The sequence below is a fragment of the Serratia sp. AR11 genome (assembly GCF_056376275.1).
This window is the reverse complement of the sequence record NZ_CM150739.1, coordinates 1,393,977-1,408,136: the sequence shown is the minus strand read 5'-3', so window position 1 is coordinate 1,408,136 and position 14,160 is coordinate 1,393,977. Positions and strand designations below refer to the sequence as shown.

Below are 14,160 nucleotides of genomic sequence, written 5' to 3'. Positions count from 1 at the left end.
TTTCGGTTTCCCCTAGCTTACCTCACATCCGTGACGCGTTGCAGATGAAATCTGTGCGGTTTTATCCGTTGCTTATCCGGTGTACCATCGGTTTAATTTTGTTGCTAACTATAATGAGATCCCTATGAGCTACCGCGTCATTGCCCTCGATCTGGATGGCACCTTGCTGGACAACCAAAAACGCATTTTACCGCAGTCGCTGGCAGCCCTGGCCCAGGCGCGTGCCGCCGGCGTCAAAGTAGTGGTAGTCACCGGTCGCCATCATGTGGCGATCCACCCGTTCTATCAGGCGCTGGAGATAGACACTCCCGCAATCTGCTGTAACGGCACCTATTTGTATGACTTCCAGCAGAAAAAAGTGCTGGCGGCCGATCCGCTGGAAAAAGCTCAGGCCAAGCTGGTGTTGCAGATGCTGAAACAAAGCGACATCCATGGCCTGATGTACGTGGACGACGCCATGCTGTATCAGGAGCCGAGCGGCCACGTCACCCGTTCATTGGCCTGGGCCGAAACCCTGCCGCCGGCACAGCGCCCAACGCTGTTGCAGGTTAACAGCCTGGTTCAGGCGGCCGATGAGGCACAATCAATCTGGAAGTTCGCCACCTCGCACGCCGATATTCCTGCACTGCGCCGCTTCGCCGAAACGGTAGAAAAAGAGCTGGGGCTGGCCTGCGAATGGTCGTGGCACGATCAGGTCGATATTGCCAAAGGCGGCAACAGCAAAGGGAAACGCCTGCAGCAATGGGTGGAGTCACAGGGTTTAAGCATGAGCCAGGTGGTGGCCTTCGGGGATAACTACAACGATCTCAGCATGCTGGAAGCGGTAGGCCTGGGTGTCGCCATGGGCAACGCCGATGACGCCATCAAACAACGCGCCGATCTGGTGATTGCCGATCACCTGCAGCCGGGCATTGCCGAAGTCATCCGCACTCGAGTCCTGGGTCAGTAATGCCATTGCCCTCCCTGCCGGGAGGGCCGAATTCAACGCGCCTCGCGGCTGATTGACACGCTTTTAACCTGCGCATACAGCCACTGCCCCGGCCGGATCGCCAGTTCGTCTCGTGCCCACGGCGTAATACGCGCCCAGAGCACGCTTTCTCCTACCGCCAGTTTCACCTCCACCTGCCCGTCAACCTCCAGGCACTCGGTCACCCTGGCCGGCAAGACGTTGCGGATACTGCTGTTGACCGGCGGCTGCAATACCAGCGAAACATCGGCCGCGTTGATGCGGATACGCAGTTGGGCACCCAGGGCGGCGTCGACGCCGCTGACCCACAAACGTTGGTCGCCCAACGCCAACGCCGTCATCGCATAACGCGGGGGATGTTCAATCACGCTGACGCGCAGCACGCTGCTCTGATCCTCTCGCTGCAACCAGGGCCGCAACGCGCTGCTGGCCCACACCTCCTCCAGCCCGCCGAACGCCCTCACCTGGCCGTTATCCAGCACCATCACCTGCTCCGCCAGGCGCAGAATTTCGTCCATGCTGTGGCTGACGTAGAGAATGGGGATATTAACGTCCTGCGCCAACCGTTCCAGATAGGGCAACAGCTCGCGCTTGCGCGGCAGGTCCAGCGAGGCCAGCGGCTCGTCCATCAAAAGCAACTCCGGCGCGGTCAGCAGGGCGCGACCAATCGCCACCCGCTGTTTTTCACCGCCGGACAGCGTCAACGGCAGACGATTAAGCAACGGACCGATGCCCAGCAGCTCGACAATACTGTCAAACTGCGCGCGCATACAGGCCGCCATACCGTATTGCAGGTTGCCGCGCACCCGGTAATGCGGGAACAGACGCGCGTCCTGAAACACATAGCCAATACGACGTTTTTCCGGCGGCAGGCACAGGCCACGTTCGGTATCCACCAGCGTGCGGCCATTGAGCACGATCCGCCCCTGTTGCAAGCGCGTCAGGCCGCCGATGGCGTTGATTAGGGAGGTTTTACCGGCGCCGGACAGGCCAAAAATCGCGGTAATGCCCTGAGCAGGCAGATCGGCGCGCACATTGAGGTTCAGATCGCCAAGGCGTTGGGAAAAATCCAGCTCCAACATTTATACGCCCATCCGTTTGCGTCCCCAGCGGGCCAGCCACTCGGAAACCATCAGTGAAACCAGTGACAGCACAATAGCAATCACGCACAGGCGTGCGGCGGCGGATTCCGCCCCCGGCGTTTCAATCAGGGTATACATTGCCGACGGGATGGTGCGCGTCTCGCCGGGAATATTGGAAACAAAGGTAATGGTGGCACCGAACTCACCCAGCGAACGGGCAAAACCCAGCACCACGCCGACGATCAATCCCGGTAACGAAAGCGGCAAGGTAATGGTGAAAAACACCCGCCATGGGTTGGCGCCAAGAGTACGGGCAGCCTGTTCCAGACGGGTATCTACCGCCTCCAGCGCCAGCCGGATGGCGCGTACCATCAGCGGAAACGCCATCACTGCGGAAGCCAGGGCTGCACCGCGCCAGCTAAAGCTGAAACTGAAACCGAACCAGTCATACAGCCATTCACCGACCGCGCCGCGCCGCCCCATGGAGATCAGCAATAAATAGCCCACCACCACCGGCGGCAGCACCAGCGGCAGGTGAATAATACCGTCCAGCAGCGACTTGCCGGGAAACTGACAGCGGACCAACACCCAGGCCATCAGAATGCCAAAAGGTAAGCTGAACACCACCGCCACGCAGGACACTTTCAGGCTCAGCTCAACCGCCTGCCACTCGTACTCGCTCAAAATCATTTACGCGGGGAGAATCCATAATGTTTGAAAATAGCCGCCGCTTCCGGGCTCTTCAGGTAGCTGTAGAACGCGCTGACGGCCGGTGTCTGATGGCCTTTAACGATAGCCATCGGGTATTCAACCGGTTTGTGGCTGTCTTCCGGGAAAATAGCCACTACGCTGACTTTATCACTGGCCACCGCGTCTGAGCCATAAACAATGCCCAGCGGCGCTTCACCACGCTCTACCAGCGTCATGGCACTGCGTACGTTGTTGGCACGCGCCAGTTTAGGCTCCAGGGCAGCCCAGGCCCCCAGATTTTGCATTGCTTCCTTGGCATAGATACCGGCCGGTACGTGATCCGGGTCGCCCACCGACAGCCGGCCGCCATTGAGTAATTTCGTCCAGTCTGTCTGCTTATCGAGCGTGATTTTAGCCTGTTTGGCATCTTTGGCGGCGATCAGCACCAATTCGTTACCCAATAAGGTATAGCGGGTATCTTTAACCATCTGCTGTTTGTCGATGGCATAATCCATCCACTGCTGATCGGCGGAGATGAACAAATCGGCCGGAGCGCCCTGCTCTATCTGGCGTGCCAGCGTGGAAGAGGAAGCGAATGAAGAAACGACCTGAACATCCTTGCCCTTCTGATACTGGGTCGCGATGTCCTGCAAGGCATTAGTCAACGACGCTGCCGCAAAAACGGTCACTTTTTCCGCCGCAGAAGCCTGCATAACCATACCGGACATCAATACGATACCGCCGACCCACTTGGTCCATTGCTGTTTCATTGTTTTCTCCGCAAGTTAACGTGCATTATCACTCTTCGTTATATAAAAAATAATATAACGTCACGCAGAAGCTTGTCATGCGGTTTATCGGCACGGTGGGAGATAACTTGAGAAACACCCACCGAACGATGCCGGCGGGTATATACCCGTCATCTTTCAAGCTGCAGCGTTGTTATCTGCACTTGCTCCCCCCAGTAACTTACTCGAGTAAGCGCCTGGGGATGAGCAAGCTGGCCGCCTAGCTGCAACTTGAAAGCTATAGGGTATTAATAGAGGAAAGGTGGTGCTAGGTGCGGTTCTCTTTAGAATGACCCACTTTGGAGAAGACGTTGAACACCTCACCCAAACCGTAGATCAAACCGAGGATGATGGCCATGACAATCGGCACCATCACTACGGCGAACAGCAAACTTATCAATAATTCCATCATGGTAGCCTCACTTAACTGCCATTGAGCGGTAATGAACACCGCCACGTAATCTTTACTTTAAACCAAAATACACACTAAAACGTGGTTATTTTAAAGACCGTACGAAATTTGTAACCGGCCAAACGTGCCATTTGTGCCGAACGGCCTAATCCTTACGATCAATGAACACTACTGGGCAGGGTAATAGATCAGTGGTGCAACATACTTCTCGACCGTCGCCAGCCGAGCCTCCACACCATATACCTGGTCAATAACCTCCGGCGTCAACACCTCCCTCGGTGAGCCAAATGCGTGCATATTCCCCTGCTTTAACAGCATCAGACGGTCACAGTAACAGGCCGCCAAATTCAGGTCGTGCAGTGACACCACCACGCTGATACCCAGACGTCGCAGTAAGGCCATAAACTGTTGCTGGTGAGCAATATCAAGATGATTGGCAGGCTCATCCAGCAGCAACCACGGGGTTTGCTGTGCCAGTGCCCGCGCCAAATGAACCCGCTGTTGCTCGCCACCGGACAATTGATGCCATTCCCGTTCGGCAAGCCGCGAAATGCCCACTTGCTCCATCGCCAGCCCGGCAATGCGGTAGTCTTCTGCACTAAACCCCACCCAGCGGCTGGCGTAAACCAGGCGCCCGAGCAGCACCACGTCTTTAACCGGTATAGCAAACGCACCCGGCCCGGACTGTTCGAGGAAAGTCATCCTTTTAGCGCGTTCACGCCCTGACAGGCTGGCAATGTCGGTATCTTGCAGATAAACCCGCCCGTGCGCCGGAGGGATCAATCCCGCCAACAGCTTAAGTAAGGTGGATTTTCCGCTGCCGTTGACGCCAAGCACGCCGGTAATTTCGCCGGGACGGGCATGGAAGCTAAGGTTATCCAATATCCTTTTCTCCGGTGTAGACCAGCCCAACCGTTCGGCACGCAGCCCCGGTAAACCCTTTTCAGCCGTCATGCGTTTATTTTCCGATACAGCAATGCCAGAAAAACCGGTACGCCCAACAATGCCGTCAATACCCCCACCGGCAGCTCACGCGGCGCGAACAGGGTTCTGGCCAGGGTATCTGCCGCTACGGCAAACAGTGCGCCGCACAATGCGCTGGCCGGCAGCAGTACCCGATGGCGTGGCCCAACCAACAGCCTGGCGACATGCGGCACCGTCAGGCCGATAAACCCCACCGCGCCGCTGAACGCGACAATAACGGCAGTCAGCGCCATAGTGATGGCATACAACAACAGCTTCAGCGGTGCCACCGCCACCCCCAAAGAGGCTGCCGTCAGGCCGCCGAAGGCCAGGGCATCCAGTTCCCCCGCTCTCATCCAGCAAACCAGCAACGCCAGCGCCAGCAGCAGCGCAACCAAACCGACCTGCGGCCAGCGAGCGTCACTGAAGGATCCCAACAGCCAGAACATCACGCCGCGGGTGGCATTGGCATCCGCCTGCCACAGGGTAATCAGCGAGGTCAGGGCTGAAAGCAACTGCGTGACAGCCACCCCAGCCAGAATAAACAGCGTTGATTCCGCCTGCAGGGAACGCCCGGCAAGCAGCAAAACCAGCGCAAATGCCCCGGCCGCCCCGAGAAACGCCCCACCGGGTACCGACAGCAGGCCACCACCCAGTCCCAACACCAGAACCAACACCGCCCCCACCCCGGCCCCAGAGGAAATCCCCAGCACCCAGGGATCGGCCAACGGGTTACGCGTCAGTGACTGCAGAATAGTGCCGGCCAGTGCCAGCCCGGCCCCCGCCACCGCCGCCAGTAAGGCTCTCGGCATTCTCAGTGACCAAATGATTCGTTGATAAACCTCGGTGTTTTCCTGGGCATTAGCGCCACCGGGGTCAGATAAAATATGCCACGCGTCATGCAGCGATATTGGTGCCGGTCCGTACAGCGAAGCGCCCAGCAAAAACAGCGGCAACGCCAGGAGCAGCAATAACAGCCAGCCCCCGGAGCGCCCCGGCAGCAAGGTAAAATGGCGGCGTACAGACCCGTCCATGCTATTTCCAGCCTGCAATCACGTAGTCATCCAGCAACTGCCAGACCGGCCCCGCCTCGGTGAAACCCGCCTGTATCAAGCTGGCAACCTGAAAGTCCAGCGCGGTCGCCGGGGGGATCGGCCGCCCGGCAAACAGGTTCTCACGCGCTTGTCGATATTGCGCCAGTTCCGGCAACTGCTGCACTTTGGCAAACCACCGATCCCAATCCTCAACACCGTTCTGCCAGGCCCGTTGTTGCGTCTGTTCGTCGTGCCGTTCAGCCAACGCTTTACTGCGCAGGTGCCGATGATCGTAACGCTGATGATCGGCGTTCAGAAAAATGCCGCCGTCAGGCAACAGTTCAGCGATATTGCGGTACAAAACCCCCAAATGCTCCGGCATGAGCCAGTGCAGCGCAGTGCTGGAAACCACCGCCTGCGGTGCCGGATCGTCGAGCGATGAAAGACACGCGGGATCGGCAAGATCGGCCTGAATGATACGGATCCTGTCACCGTATTGCGCCAGTGCACCCCGCGCAATAGCCAGCAATAACGGATCGAGATCCACCGCCGTTACTCTGGCCTGTGGAAAGCGCTGAAGAATTCGCAGGCTAAGCGAACCTGGCCCACAGGCCAGATCCAGCACCTGAAAATCCTGGCCCATCGAGAGCTCCAGCACGTCGAGCTGGGCATTGAAACGCGCCTCCCGCTCGGCAATGTAAGCGCCCTGTTGTTGATCCCACGAGGTCAGCAGTGAAGAGAATGATAACGAGGACATATCAGGGTTCCTTATTGGGAGTGGGTAAACGTAAAGCCTGCTGCTGCAGACCCATTATTAAACGGTGCAAGGACGCAACCGTGCGGGCTGAGGGATCCAGGTCATAGCCGGGCAAAATCACATAGTTTTTTTGCCGCACGGCACGCAGGGTGGCGGTCAGTGGGTGATGCTCTAAAAAATGGATTTTGTCTTTTGCGCTATCGCCGAGCCCGCCACGAGGCAAATCGCCAAGCACAATCAGGTCGGGATCGCGGGCAGCAATGGTTTCCCAGGAAACGGTGGGCCAAAGCTCGGGCAGGTCGCCAAACAGGTTTTCGCTGCCCACCTGCTTGGTCAGCAATGCCGGTGCGCCGCAACATCCCGCCACATAAGGGGTTTGAGTGTCGGCATACCACCAGAGTATTCGTCGATGAGGGAGCGATGCCGCCTGCTGCCCCAGATCGCGCAGTTGAATTTGCAGCTGCTGAATTAAGGTTTCGGCATCGCGGGAAACATTAAAAATGCGGGCGATATCCCGCAGTTCGGCAAAAATGCCGTTAAAACTGGCCGATGAGCTTGCAGCACTTTGCTGACCTCCGCAGACATTGGGCGAGAGATAGGTGGCGATCCCCCACTCTGCCAACCGATCGCGGCTGGGCGTTTCCGGGCTGTTGAACCAGTAATAGCTAGCCGAATAGATAAAATCCGGGTTCAACAACAGCAAGGGCTCCGCCGACGGTGGCGCAGTGGCCGACAGTTGGCTCAGTACCTTGCCCCATCCCGCAGGCGTCGGTGAAGGGGCCGTATCCCGCGCATAGTCATAGCCGATAACCCCGACAATGCGCTGAGCCAACCCCAGAGCCAGCAGGTTTTCCAGCGCGGGGTTGGCGTACACCAGTATACGTTTCGGTACCGCCGGGTAATGGTGTTGTTGGCCACAGTTGTTGAACACAACAGCCCCGGCCTGCACCAGCGCACTAAACAGCAGCCCCAGTACCAGCAGCAGGTGAATTATCGGCTGCATGGCGCTATCAGAACCTCACCGAAATAAAGCTTTCATAAGTCCGCGACGGCGCAATCAGCACCTGATCCGGGTAGGTCCGCTGGTAAGCATAGAGTTGATTGGTGGCGTTTCTGATGCGTACCCCCACGTCGACCACCGGCGTGAGCTGATAGTCTGCAGCCAGATCTAGCGTGGTATAGGCCGGCATTTTGCGTTGGTTGGCATCGTCGTTATAACTGCTGCCCACGTAGCGCAGCGATGACGTGAGCCCCAGTTGCTGGGTCGGTTTGTAACGTGCGGTGAGGTTAGCGGTCCAGTCGGGGATGTAAGCCGGACGGTTGCCGTTATAGCTGCCTACCGGGCTACCACCGCGATATTCGTCATAGCGGGCGTGGGTATAGGCCGCATTGGCAGCCAGCTCCCATTGCCAGCTGGGACGTAGCATCAGGCTTAACTCTACGCCGCGCGAAGTTTGTCGCCCGACCGCATTCAGCGTATCCGGCTGCTGCGCATTGGGCACGAACAGGTTGTCCTTGCGCAGCTCGTACAGTGCCAGCGTGGCCTCTCCCTTGTTATCCCAAAACTGCCCCTTGGCACCGATTTCCCATTGGCGTACCCGGGTGAGCGGCAGGCTGGTTTGCGCCGGGCTTAAAAAGAACAGGTCGTTGCCAGGCTCCTGGCCGGTGGTGTAGTTGGCATAGATATTGAGATTGTCGGTTAACGCGTAGCTGGGGCCCAGGCTCCAGACACTGAAGACGTAGGTGTGCTCATGGGTTTCCTCTTGTGGGCTCTGGAAATGCCAATCCATCTGCATGTGGTTGTAACGTAGCTGCCCCAGCAGGGTTAAGCGGTCAGTAAGGCTAAAACGGTCTTCCAGAAATCCAGCGTACTGGTTTTGCGTGACGTGGCGAACCGGGGTGCGCTGGCGGTCCGTTCCCTGTGAAAAATCTTCTCTGACCGGAGCCAGCAAAGGCACCTTTTCAGAGCCGGGAAAGCCGTTGGAGTAGTACTGAAAGCGCCGTTTGCTCACATCAACGCCAACCACCAGCCGGTTGTCAAAACCGCCCAGCGGCCGGTCGAACACCAGGGAGCTGCGGTTGCCGATCAGGTCATCATCGTGGGCCAATGCCCCGAAAGAATCGCGGTTGACGTAACCGGGCTGAGTCGCCGCCGAGGCTCGAAAGCGTTCTACATTGCGCCACTCACGAAAACCACTGTAGTAGTAGAACTGGTTATGCAACTCGATTTCCGGCGTGGTGTACCAATCCAGACTGGCCTGGAACGAGGTCGCGTTGCTCTGGATCCGGCTGTCGGTCAGGTTGTTGTAGTTAATATCGCGCAGCTCTCGGGCAATCTGCCCTTCCACCAGCGGCGTGCCGTAGTAAGGATTGGTGGTGCGGTTAAGCATGCGATCCAGGCTCAACGTCAGCAAGGCATTCTCCGTCAGCTTAAGCAGCAAGGCGCCGGACACCCGTTTCTGTTTGTCGCGCTCATATTGCACATTGGTGCCGCTGTCGCTACCGCTAACATCCAGCCGATAAGCCGCCACGTCATCCAACAGCGTTCCCCCGGAGCCAAAGTGCAGGCGCTGGCTGTTGTAACTCGACAGCCCGTAGTCGAGCTCAACGGGCTGACGGCTGAAGGTCGGCTGGCGCGAGATCAGATTGACGCTGCCGCCGGCGGCGCTCAGGCCATTCAGCACCGAGCCGGGGCCACGCAGAACCTCTACGCCGTCGTAGTGGGATGGGTCCGCTAACTGGAGGGTACTACCGGGAGTTTCGACACCGTTATACAACCAGGATACCGGCCGAAAACCACGGAGCGAAAAGTCATTGCTGAGCGTCGGCGAGGCCACACCTGACATACCGGGCGCATGCTCAACCACTTCGGCCAGCGTCCGGTCCCCACGCTGCTCAATAGCCTGCTTGCTGATAACATCGACACTGCGCGGCGTTTCCTGGCGGGTCAAGCCCAGGCGTGAAGCCGTCTGGGTGACGACATTCAACCCGCCATAGGGGCTTTGCGGCTGGGTTGATGCCTCAACGGTAACGCTGTCTTCGCAGCGCGGTGAGTTTCCGGTTTTATTGCAGTCTGCGCTGGCCTGTACGGTACCCGACAGGCTGAAAAACAAAGCCGAGGCCAAATAATAAGGTGGTTTTTTGGGCGTGACGAAACGCCGACGTGCAGCACTCATTTACAGCATCCCTGTGGTGAAATAAAAACCCGGCACGGCCGAAGACCGTTATTGTATTTTTGTTATGTTATAACATATCAATAATCAGGTGCCAGTTTTTATTGTCCCTGTGTAACCGCGCCTATCACGGTTGGCGACGCATCATTTGGCGCTTTCGCCACAAATCAGCGACAATAACCCTTTTGCAGCCGACAGGACGTGTTATGCAGGCCGAAATTCTTCTTACTCTAAAACTCCAGCAAAAACTGTTCGCCGATCCGCGCCGTATCGCGCTGCTTAAGCAGGTCCGACACACCGGCTCCATCAGTCAGGGGGCTAAATTGGCAGGCATCAGCTATAAGAGCGCCTGGGATGCGATTAACGAAATGAACCAGTTGGCGGAGCAAACGGTGGTGGAGCGCGCTACCGGCGGCAAAGGTGGCGGCGGTGCTCAGGTAACCCATTATGGTGAACGGCTGATCCAGCTTTACGACCTGCTGGGGCAGATCCAGCAAAAAGCCTTCGACGTACTGCAGCAAGACAACCTGCCACTCGACAGCCTGCTGGCGGCCATCTCACGCTTTTCGCTGCAAACCAGCGCGCGCAACCAATTTTTCGGTACGGTGATCGAACGCGACCATCAGCAAGTGCAGCAACATCTGGATATTTTACTGAACGACGGCAAAACCCGCCTCAGTGCAGCCATTACCCAACAAAGCGCCGATCGACTGCAGCTCTCGCCCGGTAAGGAAGTGCTGGCGCTGATTAAAGCCCCGTGGGTAAAGCTGAACACCGATCCGGCACTGGCCGGCGCGGCGGACAACTCGCTGGCAGGCGTAGTGGCCAGCATCCAGCCAGGTGCCGATCACAGCGAAGTTTTGGTCACGCTCACCGGGGGCGAAACCCTGTGCGCTACCATAACCAACGCAGAACTACAGCAGCTTAAACTGCAGCCCGGCAGTGCGGTGTATGCCTTGTTCAACGCCGATCGGGTGATTGTCGCCACGTTGTGTTAAACGCAACGTAACGTTGCATTTTTGCCGATTGACATCACTCTGCAATGCGCCTATTTCTAAACAAAATAATTGCATAAAAAGGAACAGGTGATGTCGTCGTTGCACATTTCGCAAGGTTCATTCCGCTTAAGCGATACCCGCACCCTGACGCTGGATGCGCTGGATATTCAGGCCGGCGACAGCTGGGCCTTTGTCGGCGCCAACGGCAGCGGTAAATCTGCGCTGGCTCGCGCACTGGCCAATGAGCTGGTGTTATTGAGCGGCGAGCGGCGCAGCGATTTCCGCCATGCGGTACGTATCTCTTTCGAACAGTTGCAAAAACTGGTCAGCGACGAATGGCAACGCAACAATACCGACCTGCTTAGCCCTGGCGAAGAAGATACCGGCCGCACCGTGGCGGAAATCATTCAGGAAGAGCTCAAGGACCCAGCCCGCTGCGCGCAATTGGCCGAACAGTTCGGCATCACCCCGCTGTTGTCACGTCGCTTCAAATATCTTTCTACCGGCGAAACACGCAAAACCTTGCTGTGTCGGGCGCTGATGCCGCAACCCGACCTGCTGATCCTCGATGAGCCTTTTGACGGGCTGGATGTCAATTCACGCGCCCAATTGGCTGCGCTGCTGAGCGACCTTTCAGGGCATGGCTATACCCTGGTGCTGGTACTCAACCGTTTTGACGAGGTGCCGGACTTTATCCGTCAGGTGGGTGTATTGGCGGACTGTACTTTGGCCAGCCAGGGAACGCGGCAGCAGGTGATGGCCGACGCACTGGTCGCTCAACTGGCCCACAGTGAAAACCTGGATGGCCTGGCGCTGCCGGAAACCGAAGATCCCGCGCAAAAAACCACGCTGCCGGCAGACCAGCCGCTCATCATCCTGCGTGATGGCGTGGTCAGTTATAACGATCAACCGATCCTCAATCATCTCGACTGGCAGGTTAACCCCGGCGAGCACTGGCAGATCGTCGGCCCGAACGGCGCCGGTAAATCCACCCTGCTCAGCCTGATCACCGGCGATCATCCCCAAGGATACAGTAACGATCTCACCCTGTTCGGCCGCCGTCGCGGCAGCGGGGAAACCATCTGGGATATCAAACGCCATATCGGCTACGTCAGCAGCAGCCTGCACCTGGACTACCGCGTCAGTGCCAGCGTGCGTACCGTTATCCTGTCCGGTTTCTTCGATTCGATAGGCATTTATCAGGCGGTGTCCGATCGCCAGCGGCAATTGGCCGACCAATGGCTGGCACTGCTGGGGCTGGGTGGCTCAAAGGGAGAAGCGCCGTTCCATAGTCTGTCCTGGGGGCAGCAGCGGTTGGCATTGATTGCCCGCGCACTGGTCAAGCACCCGGCGCTGCTGATCCTCGACGAACCGCTACAGGGGTTGGATCCGCTCAATCGCCAGCTGGTACGCCGTTTTGTCGACGTGTTGATCGGTCAGGGCGCAACCCAGCTGTTGTTTGTTTCGCACCATGCAGAGGACGCGCCACAGAGTATTACCCACCGTCTGAGCTTTGTGCCTGACGGCGACGGCTATAGCTACCAGCACGATACGCTGAACTGAAAAATCCGGATGGGGGGCTTTGCCACTCATCCGATGACATATCCGGCAACACTTCCCCGGTAACACATCCCATTTGGCCTTTTATCATAAGGGGAAAGGATTCGTTTCTGGAGACACTATGTCCGCCGCACTGATTATTATCGATCTTATCGACGATTTGATTGGCCCCAAAGGGCGTGCAAATCATTGCCGTGAACAGGTGATCGCGCAAAATCTGATTGCCAACACCAATGCCGCTGCGGCTTACGCTCGGGTACGTAAAATTCCGGTGATTTGGGTACGCATCGGTTTTGCCGATGACTATCACGATATTCCCGCCCACTCTCCGCTGTTCAACCACCTAAAACAGATCGGCGCGCTGCGTTTAAGCAGTGTAGGTTGCCAGTGGGAGCAGGATTTGCAGGTATTACCTGCGGATTTTCAGTTCGAAAAGAACGGTGTTTGCGCCTTTGCCGGTAACAATTTGTTAGCCTGGCTGCAGCAGCATCACTGCCATCATTTGTTGCTGGGCGGCGTCAGTACCCCGCTGGCAATCGAGAGCACCGCCAGACAGGCGCACGACGCCGGTTTTCAGGTCAGCATCTTGCAGGACTTGTGCGCCGCACCGACTCTGGAGATGCACCAGCAGAGCCTGGATATTCTGCAGAATCTGGCGGAAATCACTCGTTCATCGGCCTGGATGAAGGGCTGAACGCACTATTTCACCCACTGCACCGACCTTTACTGTCATTTCACTGTGCTACTATCCAAAATAGTGCCCAACTCACCGATCATCAGCACACCGATAAAGCAATGATTGCCTTCGGTAATGGGCACCGTGTGCATATTTTAAAGGGACATAGTTATGTGGGGCGTACTGGCTACGGCGTTATTCTTTTTGCCATTTAACCGGCTTATTGCCTGGGTAATTTTGGCCGCATCGGCAGGAATGGGGATGTACCATGGAGTACTGACCCCGCTCAGCCTGGCGTGTTTATTAGGTATTGTCGCTCTTGCAGGATTGCGACACCATTTTCGTGCTCAGCGCAATCTGGCGGTTGCACTCGAAGTACTGGTGGTTGCAAGCTGTGTGGCGTTATTCCTGCATTGGGTGCCGGGGTTCCATAACCAGTTGATGATTGACGGTGATAAAGCCGGCCCGTTGAGCGCGCCGTTCACCATGTATTACAACTTCGACAAGGCGCTGGTGCCTTTCCTGCTGTTTGCCTGTTTGCCAACGTTGTTTACGGCGCAAACCGGTAAAAGCGCTAACAAACCCGGTTGGATCGCGCTGATTATCAGCGTCCCGGCCTTGCTGCTGTTGGCGGTGGCGCTCGGCGGCCTGAAGATTGAATTGCATGCCCCAGCCTGGATCCTGGCGTTTATCATGGCCAACCTGTTCTTTGTCTGTATGGCCGAAGAAGCGCTGTTCCGTGGCTATCTGCAGCAACGTCTCAGCCAGTGGTTAGGGGCCTGGCCGGCATTGATTATCGCCGCACTGATCTTCGGCGCAGCGCACCTGGCCGGCGGTATGCTGATGGTGGCTTTCGCTACGCTTGCCGGGCTGATTTACGGTCTGGCGTGGATGTGGAGCGGCCGCCTGTGGGTGCCGATTCTGTTCCACTTCGGGCTTAATCTGACCCATCTGCTGCTGTTCACTTACCCGCTGTACCAACACCCCTGATCCTCAGAACCGGCAGGCAAATCCCTGCCGGTTCTGCCGCTGAAAGCGCTATCACTCGCCCCTGATTGTT

The 14,160-nt window shown here is 57.4% G+C and carries 14 protein-coding genes; 5 read left to right on the top strand and 9 right to left on the bottom strand.

The features are described from left to right. Positions 1 to 124 precede the first annotated feature (124 nt). On the top strand, positions 125 to 949 hold the full coding sequence (locus ACSOSI_RS06705; RefSeq protein ID WP_012005740.1) for a pyridoxal phosphatase: 825 nt from the start codon (positions 125 to 127) through the stop codon (positions 947 to 949). A gap of 32 nt (positions 950 to 981) precedes the next feature. Here the strand turns inward: ACSOSI_RS06705 and modC are convergent, their stop codons facing one another. The 9 genes from modC to ACSOSI_RS06660 all read right to left on the bottom strand — a co-directional run bounded on the left by modC (position 982) and on the right by ACSOSI_RS06660 (position 9,869). After that, on the bottom strand, positions 982 to 2,049 hold the full coding sequence (gene modC, locus ACSOSI_RS06700) for a molybdenum ABC transporter ATP-binding protein ModC (RefSeq protein WP_476706733.1): 1,068 nt from the start codon (positions 2,047 to 2,049) through the stop codon (positions 982 to 984). Beyond that, a complete protein-coding gene (gene modB / locus ACSOSI_RS06695) occupies positions 2,050 to 2,739 on the bottom strand; it encodes a molybdate ABC transporter permease subunit (RefSeq protein ID WP_012005738.1) in 690 nt (229 codons plus the stop codon). Next, entirely contained in the window at positions 2,736 to 3,509 is a 774-nt protein-coding gene (gene modA, locus ACSOSI_RS06690; protein WP_476706732.1) for a molybdate ABC transporter substrate-binding protein, read from the bottom strand. The genes modB and modA overlap by 4 nt, the downstream gene beginning before the upstream one ends. A 286-nt stretch (positions 3,510 to 3,795) precedes the next feature. After that, complete coding sequence (locus ACSOSI_RS06685; RefSeq protein ID WP_012005736.1) at positions 3,796 to 3,939, bottom strand: AcrZ family multidrug efflux pump-associated protein; 144 nt, start codon at positions 3,937 to 3,939, stop codon at positions 3,796 to 3,798. Between the two features lie 168 nt (positions 3,940 to 4,107). Continuing rightward, complete coding sequence (locus ACSOSI_RS06680) at positions 4,108 to 4,893, bottom strand: ABC transporter ATP-binding protein (RefSeq protein WP_476706731.1); 786 nt, start codon at positions 4,891 to 4,893, stop codon at positions 4,108 to 4,110. Then, positions 4,890 to 5,936 (bottom strand): FecCD family ABC transporter permease, encoded by a 1,047-nt coding sequence (locus ACSOSI_RS06675; RefSeq protein ID WP_261408340.1) that lies wholly within the window; start codon positions 5,934 to 5,936, stop codon positions 4,890 to 4,892. The genes ACSOSI_RS06680 and ACSOSI_RS06675 overlap by 4 nt, the downstream gene beginning before the upstream one ends. Position 5,937: 1 nt before the next feature. Continuing rightward, complete coding sequence (locus tag ACSOSI_RS06670; protein WP_476706730.1) at positions 5,938 to 6,693, bottom strand: class I SAM-dependent methyltransferase; 756 nt, start codon at positions 6,691 to 6,693, stop codon at positions 5,938 to 5,940. A 1-nt stretch (position 6,694) separates the two neighbouring features. Further along, on the bottom strand, positions 6,695 to 7,696 hold the full coding sequence (locus tag ACSOSI_RS06665; protein ID WP_476706729.1) for an ABC transporter substrate-binding protein: 1,002 nt from the start codon (positions 7,694 to 7,696) through the stop codon (positions 6,695 to 6,697). Between the two features lie 7 nt (positions 7,697 to 7,703). Further along, complete coding sequence (locus ACSOSI_RS06660) at positions 7,704 to 9,869, bottom strand: TonB-dependent receptor (protein ID WP_476706728.1); 2,166 nt, start codon at positions 9,867 to 9,869, stop codon at positions 7,704 to 7,706. Positions 9,870 to 10,072: 203 nt separating this feature from the next. Here ACSOSI_RS06660 and modE point away from each other — a divergent pair, with 203 nt between their 5' ends. The 4 genes from modE (at position 10,073) to ACSOSI_RS06640 (ending at position 14,090) form a co-directional block, all read left to right on the top strand. Next, a complete protein-coding gene (gene modE, locus ACSOSI_RS06655; protein WP_012005730.1) occupies positions 10,073 to 10,864 on the top strand; it encodes a molybdenum-dependent transcriptional regulator in 792 nt (263 codons plus the stop codon). A gap of 90 nt (positions 10,865 to 10,954) precedes the next feature. Further along, complete coding sequence (modF, locus tag ACSOSI_RS06650) at positions 10,955 to 12,427, top strand: molybdate ABC transporter ATP-binding protein ModF (protein ID WP_476706727.1); 1,473 nt, start codon at positions 10,955 to 10,957, stop codon at positions 12,425 to 12,427. A 118-nt stretch (positions 12,428 to 12,545) separates the two neighbouring features. Further along, positions 12,546 to 13,118 carry a cysteine hydrolase family protein gene (locus ACSOSI_RS06645; protein ID WP_476706726.1) on the top strand — a complete coding sequence of 191 codons (573 nt, stop codon included), beginning with the start codon at positions 12,546 to 12,548 and terminating at the stop codon, positions 13,116 to 13,118. A 153-nt stretch (positions 13,119 to 13,271) separates the two neighbouring features. Beyond that, entirely contained in the window at positions 13,272 to 14,090 is an 819-nt protein-coding gene (locus ACSOSI_RS06640; protein WP_017891953.1) for a CPBP family intramembrane glutamic endopeptidase, read from the top strand. The last annotated feature ends 70 nt before the right edge of the window (positions 14,091 to 14,160 follow it).

What these genes read in the sequence shown, in the direction of transcription:
- ACSOSI_RS06705 (WP_012005740.1), top strand. Translation starts at nt 125, where the DNA reads ATGAGCTACCGCGTCATTGCCCTCGATCTGGATGGCACCTTGCTGGAC.
- modC (WP_476706733.1), bottom strand. Translation starts at nt 2,049, where the DNA reads ATGTTGGAGCTGGATTTTTCCCAACGCCTTGGCGATCTGAACCTCAAT.
- modB (WP_012005738.1), bottom strand. Translation starts at nt 2,739, where the DNA reads ATGATTTTGAGCGAGTACGAGTGGCAGGCGGTTGAGCTGAGCCTGAAA.
- modA (WP_476706732.1), bottom strand. Translation starts at nt 3,509, where the DNA reads ATGAAACAGCAATGGACCAAGTGGGTCGGCGGTATCGTATTGATGTCC.
- ACSOSI_RS06685 (WP_012005736.1), bottom strand. Translation starts at nt 3,939, where the DNA reads ATGATGGAATTATTGATAAGTTTGCTGTTCGCCGTAGTGATGGTGCCG.
- ACSOSI_RS06680 (WP_476706731.1), bottom strand. Translation starts at nt 4,893, where the DNA reads ATGACGGCTGAAAAGGGTTTACCGGGGCTGCGTGCCGAACGGTTGGGC.
- ACSOSI_RS06675 (WP_261408340.1), bottom strand. Translation starts at nt 5,936, where the DNA reads ATGGACGGGTCTGTACGCCGCCATTTTACCTTGCTGCCGGGGCGCTCC.
- ACSOSI_RS06670 (WP_476706730.1), bottom strand. Translation starts at nt 6,693, where the DNA reads ATGTCCTCGTTATCATTCTCTTCACTGCTGACCTCGTGGGATCAACAA.
- ACSOSI_RS06665 (WP_476706729.1), bottom strand. Translation starts at nt 7,696, where the DNA reads ATGCAGCCGATAATTCACCTGCTGCTGGTACTGGGGCTGCTGTTTAGT.
- ACSOSI_RS06660 (WP_476706728.1), bottom strand. Translation starts at nt 9,869, where the DNA reads ATGAGTGCTGCACGTCGGCGTTTCGTCACGCCCAAAAAACCACCTTAT.
- modE (WP_012005730.1), top strand. Translation starts at nt 10,073, where the DNA reads ATGCAGGCCGAAATTCTTCTTACTCTAAAACTCCAGCAAAAACTGTTC.
- modF (WP_476706727.1), top strand. Translation starts at nt 10,955, where the DNA reads ATGTCGTCGTTGCACATTTCGCAAGGTTCATTCCGCTTAAGCGATACC.
- ACSOSI_RS06645 (WP_476706726.1), top strand. Translation starts at nt 12,546, where the DNA reads ATGTCCGCCGCACTGATTATTATCGATCTTATCGACGATTTGATTGGC.
- ACSOSI_RS06640 (WP_017891953.1), top strand. Translation starts at nt 13,272, where the DNA reads ATGTGGGGCGTACTGGCTACGGCGTTATTCTTTTTGCCATTTAACCGG.